The sequence below is a fragment of the Mesorhizobium sp. M4A.F.Ca.ET.020.02.1.1 genome, assembly GCF_004022645.1.
GTDB lineage: Bacteria > Pseudomonadota > Alphaproteobacteria > Rhizobiales > Rhizobiaceae > Mesorhizobium.
Window position 1 is genome coordinate 1 of sequence record NZ_RZOI01001057.1, and the last position, 1505, is coordinate 1505.

The 1505-nt window shown below is 66.6% G+C and carries 1 protein-coding gene and 2 pseudogenes; 1 reads left to right on the forward strand and 2 read right to left on the reverse strand.

The annotated features are described in order from the left end of the window. Nucleotides 1-117, reverse strand: a pseudogene (locus EN742_RS34740) (hypothetical protein); the annotation flags it as partial. On the opposite strand from EN742_RS34740, the pseudogene EN742_RS34745 reads away from it, so the two are divergent. Further along, nucleotides 105-1088, forward strand: a pseudogene (locus tag EN742_RS34745) (FUSC family protein); the annotation flags it as partial. The pseudogenes EN742_RS34740 and EN742_RS34745 sit on opposite strands and share 13 nt — an antisense overlap. Nucleotides 1089-1138: 50 nt before the next feature. Here the strand turns inward: EN742_RS34745 and EN742_RS34750 are convergent. After that, the coding region (locus EN742_RS34750; protein ID WP_128333861.1) for a DUF2336 domain-containing protein at nucleotides 1139-1505 on the reverse strand (367 nt) is incomplete at its 5' end.

Below are 1505 nucleotides of genomic sequence, written 5' to 3' on the forward strand. Positions count from 1 at the left end.
GGCGAACAGGCTGGAGACGACGGCGACGAGGATGACGGTGCCGGCCGTCTCCGACCATTTTGTCGTCAGCCAGAAGGCCGCCACCAGTAGCGTGGCGAGACCGGCGCCAGCCGGCACTGGTCGTGCACCGGGACTACCACGCCGCATGGCGCAACGCCGTGCGCGCCGGCCTCGCCACGCTACTGGTGGCGGCCTTCTGGCTGACGACAAAATGGTCGGAGACGGCCGGCACCGTCATCCTCGTCGCCGTCGTCTCCAGCCTGTTCGCCTCGCGCCCCGATCCGGTCCAGTCGGCCTGGGGCTTCTTTACCGGAACGCTGCTGGCGCTTCCCTTTGCATTCCTTGTCGGCCAGATAGCGCTGCCGGCGTGGCCCGGCTTCGGCTGGTTCGCGCTCTTCGTCGTGCCGATCATGGTGCCGGCAGCGCTCGGCATGGCCAATCCGCGCCATGTCGGCGTCGCCACCGCCTTCGCCATCAACTTCCTTGCCTTCCTCAGCCCGCACCAGCAGATGGTCTATGATCCCGGCCCGTTTCTTGCCGGGTCGGCCTCGATCCTGGTCGGCATTCTGATCGCCATCGGCGTCTTCATCGTCGTGCTGCCGGCCGATCCCTGGGTCACCGTCGACCGCATCTCCCAGGCAATGCGGGAAGACCTGGCGCGGCTTTGCCTGCATGAGCGCATCCCCCGGCGTTCGGCCTTCGAGAGTCTGGCCTACGACCGCATCAACCAGCTGATGCCGCAGTTGCAGCGGACGGGTCGCAGAGGCGACCCCATCCTGGGCGGCAGCATCGCCGTCGTGACCGTCGGGCTTGAGGTTCTGCGGCTGCGCAGCGCCCAGCTGAATTCCCTCGTTCCGCGCGAGACCATGGAGTCGGTCGGCAATTTCCTGCGCGGCCTGGCGCGGGAATTGCTGTTCAGGAGGCCGGGCGAGCCGCAGACAGCGACCGTCGCCGTCGCAAGGCAATATGCGGCGAGCATCGCCGAGCGAAGCGACCGGCCCGAAATGCTGCAGATCGCCGCCTCGCTGCGCATCATCGCCGCGGCGATGGAGGACCACCCCGATTTCTTCATGAAGAACAAGGCCTAGGCAATTCCGGGAAAGTAAGAAACGGGTTTTCCGTCCGGAATTGCGTCAGGTCAGGCCGCCGCTATGGCAAGAGCATGCCCGCGCGCATTGTAGCGCAGGGCTTCGAGATGGATCGACTTCACCAGCCCGGCAAGATCGCCCTCGGCCGATTGCCCGCCGAGCTCCTTCAGCATCAGCCAGCTCACTTCCTGCACGCCGGCGATGCGCTTGCCATTGGCCACTTCGCGCCACACCTTGAGCGCACGCAGGATGATGCCGTGGGTGGCCGCGGCAAGGCCGGCGCTGCGGAACAGAGCCTGCAGCGCTACGTCATGGCCGCCGGCCATAAGAGCCCTCACTCGCTGCTCGGACTGCTGAGCGAGCGCCACCAGCGCTGAGCCGAAGAAGTCGACCTTGCCATGCGCGATGGTACGGATG